General features: G+C 72.6%; 1 protein-coding gene. It reads left to right on the top strand.

Translation table 11 applies throughout. From position 1 onward, the window contains the following. Window positions 1–10: 10 nt before the first annotated feature. Window positions 11–7,856, top strand: a 7,846-nt coding sequence (locus MTQ01_RS22050) for a type I polyketide synthase (RefSeq protein WP_247492564.1), incomplete at its 3' end; no start/stop codon positions are given.

The raw sequence follows: 7,856 nt of genomic DNA, 5'->3' as shown, positions 1-7,856 counted from the left end.
CGGAGCCAACATGACCACGCCCAGCGAAAAAGTTGTCGAAGCTCTCCGGGCCTCGCTCAAGGAGACAGAGCGCCTGCGGCGGCAGAACCGCGAACTCTCCGCCGCGGCTTCGGAGCCCATCGCCGTCGTCGCGATGAGCTGCCGCTACCCCGGGGGCGTCAACTCTCCCGAGGACCTGTGGAACCTCGTCGAGACCGGCACCGACGCCGTCTCCGGCTTCCCCACCGACCGCGGCTGGGACCTGGACGCGCTGCGCGAGGCGGGCGTCGACGCCCGCGGTCACGCGGTCAGCCAGCAGGGCGGATTCCTCGACGGGGTGGCCGACTTCGACGCCGCCTTCTTCGGGGTGTCGCCCCGCGAGGCCGTCTCCATGGACCCGCAGCAGCGCCTCCTGCTGGAGACCTCCTGGGAGGCCGTCGAACGTGCGGGCATCGACCCGCGCGCCCTGCGCGGCAGCCGCACCGGCGTCTTCGTCGGCACCAACGGCCAGGACTACGCGTACCTGATGATCAGGTCCCTGTCCGACGCCACCGGTGACATCGGCACCGGCATCGCCGCCAGCGCCACCTCCGGGCGCCTCTCCTACACCATGGGCCTCGAAGGCCCCGCCGTCACCGTCGACACCGCCTGCTCCTCCTCTCTCGTCGCCCTGCACGCCGCCACCCACGCCCTGCGTGCGGGGGAGTGCACCCTCGCCCTCGCGGGCGGCGTCAACGTGATGTCCGCGCCCGGCTCGCTCATGGAGTTCTCCCGCCAGGGCGGCCTGGCGGGCGACGGACGCTGCAAGGCGTTCGCCGACGAGGCCGACGGCACCGGCTGGTCCGAGGGCGTCGGCGTGCTCCTCCTGGAGCGGCTCTCCGACGCGCGCCGCAACGGCCACCCCGTGCTCGCCGTGGTGCGCGGTTCCGCCGTCAACCAGGACGGCGCCTCCAACGGCTTCACCGCGCCCAACGGGCCCGCCCAGCAGCGCGTCATCCGGCAGGCGCTCGGCACCGCCGGCCTCACCACCTCCGACGTCGACGCCGTCGAGGCGCACGGCACCGGCACACCCCTCGGCGACCCCATCGAGGCGCAGGCCCTGCTGGCCACCTACGGCCAGGACCGCCCCGCCGACCAGCCGCTGCTGCTCGGCTCCATCAAGTCCAACATCGGGCACGCCCAGGCCGCCGCGGGCGTCGCGGGCGTCATCAAGATGGTCATGGCGATGCGCCACGGCGTGCTGCCCGCAACCCTGCACGCCGCCGCCCCCTCCCGGCACGTCGACTGGGAGAGCGGCGCCGTACGCCTGCTCACCGACGCCCAGGACTGGCCCGAGACCGGCCGCCCGCGCCGTGCCGGTGTGTCCTCCTTCGGCATCAGCGGCACCAACGCCCACGTCCTGCTCGAACAGGTCGAGCCCGTCGAGGCACCCGCGGCCCCCGAGACCCCCGCGGGGCCCGTGACCGTGGCCCCCGTCGTCCCGTGGCCGGTCTCCGCCCGTACCGAGGCCGCCCTCGACGCCCAGCTGACGCGTCTCGACGCCACCCCCGGCACCCCGCTCGACATCGGCCACTCCCTGGCCACCGGACGCTCCCTCTTCGAGCACCGCGCCGTACTGCTGGCCGGCCTCGACGGCATCCCCACCGAGGTGGCCCGCGGCCAGGCCGGCCAGCGCTCCCTCGCCGTCCTGTTCTCCGGCCAGGGCTCCCAGCGCCCCGGCATGGGCCGCGAACTGTACGCGCGCTTCCCGGCGTTCGCCGCCGCGCTCGACGAGGTCCTCGCCCTCCTCGACCCGCACCTCGACCGCCCGCTGCGCGACCTCATGTTCGCCGACCGGCGCACCCCCGAGGCCGCCCTCCTGGACTCCACCGGGTACACCCAGCCCGCCCTGTTCGCCGTCGAGGTCGCCCTCCACCGGCTCCTCGAAACGCTCGGCGTCACACCGGAGTTCGTGGCCGGCCACTCCATCGGCGAGATCGTCGCCGCGCACGTCGCCGGGGTCCTCTCCCTCGCCGACGCCTGCACCCTCGTCGCCGCCCGCGCCCGCCTGATGCAGGAACTGCCGTCCGGCGGCGCCATGGTGGCCGTCCAGGCGACCGAGGCCGAGGCCGCGCCGCGCCTGACCGCGGGCGTCTCGCTGGCCGCCGTCAACGGACCCGACTCCGTCGTCCTCGCCGGTGCGGAGAGCGAAGTCCTCGCCCTGGCCGCCGAGTTCGCCACCGAGGGCCGCAAGACCCAGCGCCTCTCGGTCAGCCACGCTTTCCACTCGCCGCTGATGGAGCCGATGCTCGCGGAGTTCCGCCGCGTCGCCGAGAGCCTCACCTACCACGAGCCGATCCTGCCGATCGTCTCCAACGTCACCGGCGCCCTCGCCGACGAACGCCTCCACACGAGCCCCGACTACTGGGTCGAGCACGTCCGCGCCACGGTCCGCTTCGCCGACGGCGTCCGCGCACTCGCCGACGCCGGAGCGAACGCCTTCGTCGAACTGGGCCCCGACGGCGTCCTCACCGCGCTCGCCCAGCAGTCCCTGGAGAGCGCCGACACGGTCGTGGCGCCGGTGCTGCGCAAGGACCGTGCCGAGGAACGCGCCCTGCTCACCGGCCTCGCCCGGCTGCACGTCGCCGGCGTCACCGTCGACTGGGCGACCTGCTTCGAGGGCACCGGCGCCCGCCGCACCGACCTGCCCACCTACAGCTGGCAGCACGAGCGGTACTGGCCCGTCCTGATGGCCGCCGCCGGCGACGTCAGCGCCGCCGGTCTCGCCTCCGCCGAACACCCGCTGCTCGGCGCCGCCGTCTCCCTCGCCGGAACCGACGGCGTCCTGTTCACCGGACGCCTCTCCGCGCAGACCCATCCCTGGCTGATGGACCACACGGTCGGCGGGATGGCCGCCTTCCCCGCCACCGGCTTCCTCGAACTCGCCGTCCGCGCGGGCGACCAGGTCGGCTGCGACCGGATCGTGGAACTCACCCTCGCCAAGCCCCTCATCCTCACCGAAACCTCCGCCGCACTCGTCCAGGTCTGGGTCGGCGCCCCCGACGAGTCCGGCGCCCGTCCCGTCACCGTCTACTCGCAGACCGTCGACGACCCCGAGCAGCGCTGGACCGAGCACGCCACCGGACTCCTCACCACCGGAGAGCGCACCGCCGGGCTCGACGCCTCCGTCTGGCCGCCGCGCGGCGCGGTCGCCGCCGACCTGGAGGGCTTCTACGAGCGCACCGAGTACGGACCCGTCTTCCAGGGCCTGCGCGCCGTCTGGACACGGGGCGACGAGGCCTTCGTCGAGGTCGCCCTGCCCTCCCGGGTGGACGACGCCGAGTACTACGGGATGCACCCGGCGCTGCTCGACGCCGCCGTCCAGTCCGTCGGCTTCGCGGGGCTCGGCGACGGCAAGAAGCTCGTCCCGTTCTCCTGGTCCGGGGTCTCCCTGCACGCGGGCGGCGCCTCCGTCGTACGCGCCCGGGTCGCCCGCACCGGCGAGGACTCGGTGTCCATCGCCGCCGTCGACGTCGAGGGCGCCCCGGTGCTCTCCGCCGAGTCGCTGGTCCTGCGCGCCCCCTCCGCCCTCCACGCCCCCGCCCTGCACCGCAGCGAGCAGGACGGCCTGCTGCGGCTGGAGTGGGTCCCCGCCCCCGACGGCGGTGCCGACGACGTCCGCGCGGTCACCCTGGGCGCCGACAACCTCGGCCTGCCCACCACGGTGTCCGACCTCGCCGAGGCCGCGGGCCACGCCCCCGACCTGGTCCTCGTCCCCCTTACCGCCCCCGAGGGCGACACCCCCGCCGCCGTCCACGCCCTCACCGCCCGCACCCTCGAACTGGTCCGTGAGTGGCTCGAACTCGACCCGTCCGGCGCCGGCCGACTGGTGTTCGTCACCCGGGGCGCCGTCGCCGCGGGGCCCGACACCACCGCGCGGGACCTCCCGGCCGCTGCCGCCCACGGTCTCGTCCGCAGCGCGGAGGCCGAGAACCCCGGCCGCTTCGCTCTTCTCGACCTGGACGGCGATGCCGGCGTCGAGGACGTACTGCCCCAGCTGCCCGCCCTGTTGGCCGGCGGCGACACCCAGTTCGCGGTCCGCGAGGACACCCTCCTGGTCGCGCGCCTCGCCCGGCTCACCACCGGAGCCGGGCTGCTCCCGGTACCCGGACTCCCGTGGCGTCTGGACAGCACCGCTCCCGGCAGCATCGACGCGCTCGCTCTGGTGCCTGCTCCGGAGGTGTGGGAGGAGCCGGCGGGTCGTGAGGTCCGTGTTGAGGTGCGTGCTGCGGGACTGAACTTCCGTGATGTGTTGAACGCGCTCGGCATGTACCCGGGTGAGGCCGGTCTGTTGGGCGCGGAGGCGACGGGTGTCGTGACCGCGGTCGGTCCGGATGTCACCGGCCTCGCCGTCGGTGACCGTGTGATGGGTATGGTGCCGGGCGGTCTGGCCTCGGAGACCCTCATCGACGAGCGTTTCCTGGCGTGTGTGCCCGAGTCCTGGACGGACGAGGTGGCGGCTTCTGTGCCGCTGGTGTTCCTCACCGCCCTCTACGCCTTCCGCGATCTGGGTGGGTTGTCGGCGGGGGAGAAGGTGCTGGTCCACGCCGGTGCCGGCGGTGTTGGTATGGCCGCGATCCAGCTCGCGCGTCACCTGGGCGCCGAGGTGTATGCGACGGCGAGTGAGTCCAAGTGGGACACGCTGCGCGGGCTGGGCCTGGATGACGAGCACATCGCCTCCTCGCGCGACCTGTCCTTCGCGGAGAAGTTCCCGGCGATGGACGTGGTGTTGAACGCGCTTGCGGGCGAGTTCGTGGACGCGTCGTTGCGGATCACCGCCCCCGGTGGTCGGTTCCTGGAGATGGGCAAGACGGACGTCCGTGATCCGGGGTCGGTGGGCGATGTCCGTTACCGGGCTTTCGACTTGGGTGAGGCCGGTCCTGATCGGACGGGTGAGTTGCTGTCCGAGTTGGTCGGTTTGTTTGCGGCGGGTGTGTTGTCGCCGTTGCCGGTGAAGACGTGGGATGTGCGTCGGGCTCGTGAGGCGTTCCGTTTCATGAGTCAGGCCAGGCACGTTGGCAAGATCGTGTTGAGGATGCCGGCGCGTTGGGATCCTGAGGGCACGGTTTTGATCACTGGTGGTACGGGTGGTCTTGGGCGTGTGTTGGCTCGTCACCTTGTTCAGGAGCGGGGCGTTCGTCGTCTGCTGCTGGTCTCTCGCAGTGGTCCGTTTGCTGAGGGCATTGATGCTTTCCGCGACGAACTGGTCGAGTCCGGTGCTCATGTGGATGTTCGTGCTTGCGATGTGACGGACCGGCAGAGTGTCGTTGAGCTGCTGGGTTCGGTGTCTGTGGAGCATCCGTTGACGGCTGTGGTGCACACGGCGGGTGTTCTGGACGATGGCGTGGTGACGGCGCTGACTGCTGAGCGGTTGGCGACGGTGTTGCGTCCGAAGGTGGATGCGGCCTGGCATCTGCACGAGTTGACGCGGGACTTGGATCTTGCCGCGTTCGTGATGTTCTCCTCGGTTTCCGGTGTGATGGGCAGCGCTGGTCAGGCCAGTTATGCGGCGGCCAACGTGGTTCTCGACACGCTGGCTCAGCACCGTGCGGATGAGGGTCTGCCGGGTCTGTCGTTGGCCTGGGGTGCTTGGGAGCAGACCGCCGGCATGACCGGCGCCCTCTCCGAAGCCGACATGCAGCGCATCGCCGCGTCCGGCGCCGCCCCCCTGCCCGTCGAACGCGGGCTCGCCCTCTTCGACACCGCCACCGGCTCCGACGAACCCCTCGTCGTCGCCATCGGCGCCAGTTCGGGCGACAGCCGTGTCCTCGGCTTCGTCCCGCCGCTGCTGCGCAATCTGGTGCGCGGTACTCGTCGCGCCGCCGCGACCGCCGTCGGCGGCGCGAGCACCGCAGCCGACCTCGCCCGCCGCCTCTTCGAACTCCCCGCCGACGAACGGACCGCGCACGCCGTCGAGTTGGTGCGCGCCGAGGCCGCCGCCGTACTCGGCCACCTGTCGGCCAAGTCCGTCGAGCCCGGCCGCGAGTTCCGCGAGCTCGGCTTCGACTCGCTCACCGCGGTCGAACTGCGCAACCGGTTGACCACCGTCACCGGGTTGCGCCTCACCGCCACCCTGGTCTTCGACTACCCCACCCCGCACGGCCTCGCCGAGCACCTGGTGGCCGAACTCCTCGACGAGCACGGCGAGTCGGGCGCCCCGCTGGTGGCGGCAGACGTCGCCGACGACCCGGTCGTCATCGTGGGCATGGCCTGCCGGATGCCCGGCGGCGTCGACACCCCCGACGCGCTGTGGCAGATGCTCGCCGACGGCGAGGACCGCATCACCGGCTTCCCGACAGACCGGGGCTGGGACCTCGACGCCCTCTTCGGCGGCGGCCAGGACAACCGGGGCGTCAGCGCCACCAAGCGCGGCGGATTCCTGCACGACGTCGCCGACTTCGACGCCGGGTTCTTCGGGATCTCGCCGCGCGAGGCGCTCGCCATGGACCCGCAGCAGCGCATCCTGCTGGAGACGTCCTGGGAGGCCGTGGAGCGGGCCGGCATCGACCCGGCGGGCCTGCGCGGATCCGCCACCGGAATCTTCGTCGGCACCACCGGCCAGGACTACGCCAACCTCGTCATGACCTCCCGCGAGGACGTCGAGGGACACGCGAGCACGGGCCTGGCCACCAGTGTCATCTCCGGACGCGTCAGCTACGCCCTCGGTCTCGAAGGCCCCGCCCTGACAGTCGACACCGCCTGCTCCTCCTCGCTCGTCGCGCTGCACCTCGCCGCCCAGTCCCTGCGCAGCGGGGAGAGCTCCCTCGCGCTCGCGGGCGGTGTCACCGTCCTGTCGACGCCGATGAACTTCTCCGGTTTCACCCGGCAGGGCGGTCTCGCGGGCGACGGATTCTGCAAGGCGTTCGCCGACGCGGCCGACGGCACCGGCTGGTCCGAGGGCGCCGGCGTCCTCGTGCTGGAGCGGCTCTCCGACGCGCGCCGCAACGGTCACGAGATCCTCGCCGTGGTCCGCGGCTCCGCCGTCAACCAGGACGGCGCCTCCAACGGCCTCACCGCGCCCAACGGCCCGTCGCAGCAACGGGTCATCCGGCAGGCACTGGCCAGTGCCGGGCTGACCGGAGCCGACGTCGACGCCGTCGAGGCGCACGGCACGGGTACGACGCTGGGCGACCCGATCGAGGCGCAGGCGCTGCTGGCCACCTACGGCAGGGACCGGGACGAGCAGCAGCCGCTGCTGCTGGGCTCCATCAAGTCCAACATCGGGCACACCCAGGCCGCAGCCGGTGTCGCGGGCGTCATCAAGATGGTCCTCGCCATGCGCCACGGCACACTGCCCAAGTCCCTGCATATCGACCGTCCCTCCACGCACGTCGACTGGGAGGCCGGGGCGGTCCGGCTGCTCGCCGAGCACGCCGACTGGCCCGAGACCGGACGCCCGTGGCGGGCCGGCGTCTCCTCCTTCGGCCTCAGTGGCACCAACGCCCACGTGATCCTGGAGCAGTCGGAACCCGACACCTCCGAGCCGCAGGCCGCCGCGGAGCCGGACGTCACCCCGGCCGTCGTGCCCTGGACGGTCTCCGCCCGCACCGAGGAGGCGCTGCCGGGTCAGCTGGACCGCCTCACCGCACTCGACGCCGACCCGCTCGACCTCGGGTACTCGCTGGCCACCGGTCGTTCCTCCTTCGAGCACCGTGCGTTGCTGTTGGCGGGTGCCGAGGGTGCGCCGGTGGAGGTGGCGCGGGGTCGTGCGGTGGAGCGTTCGCTTGCGGTGTTGTTCTCGGGTCAGGGTTCGCAGCGGGCCGGGATGGGTCGTGAACTGTACGGTCGTTTCCCGGTGTTCGCGGAGGCGTTGGACGCGGCGTTGGCGCGTCTGGATG

The organism is Streptomyces sp. XM4193 (assembly GCF_023072595.1).
In the GTDB taxonomy this organism is placed as follows: Bacteria; Actinomycetota; Actinomycetes; order Streptomycetales; family Streptomycetaceae; genus Streptomyces.
The sequence above is the reverse complement of the archived record's forward strand: the minus strand, read 5'-3'. Positions and strand labels throughout refer to the sequence as shown.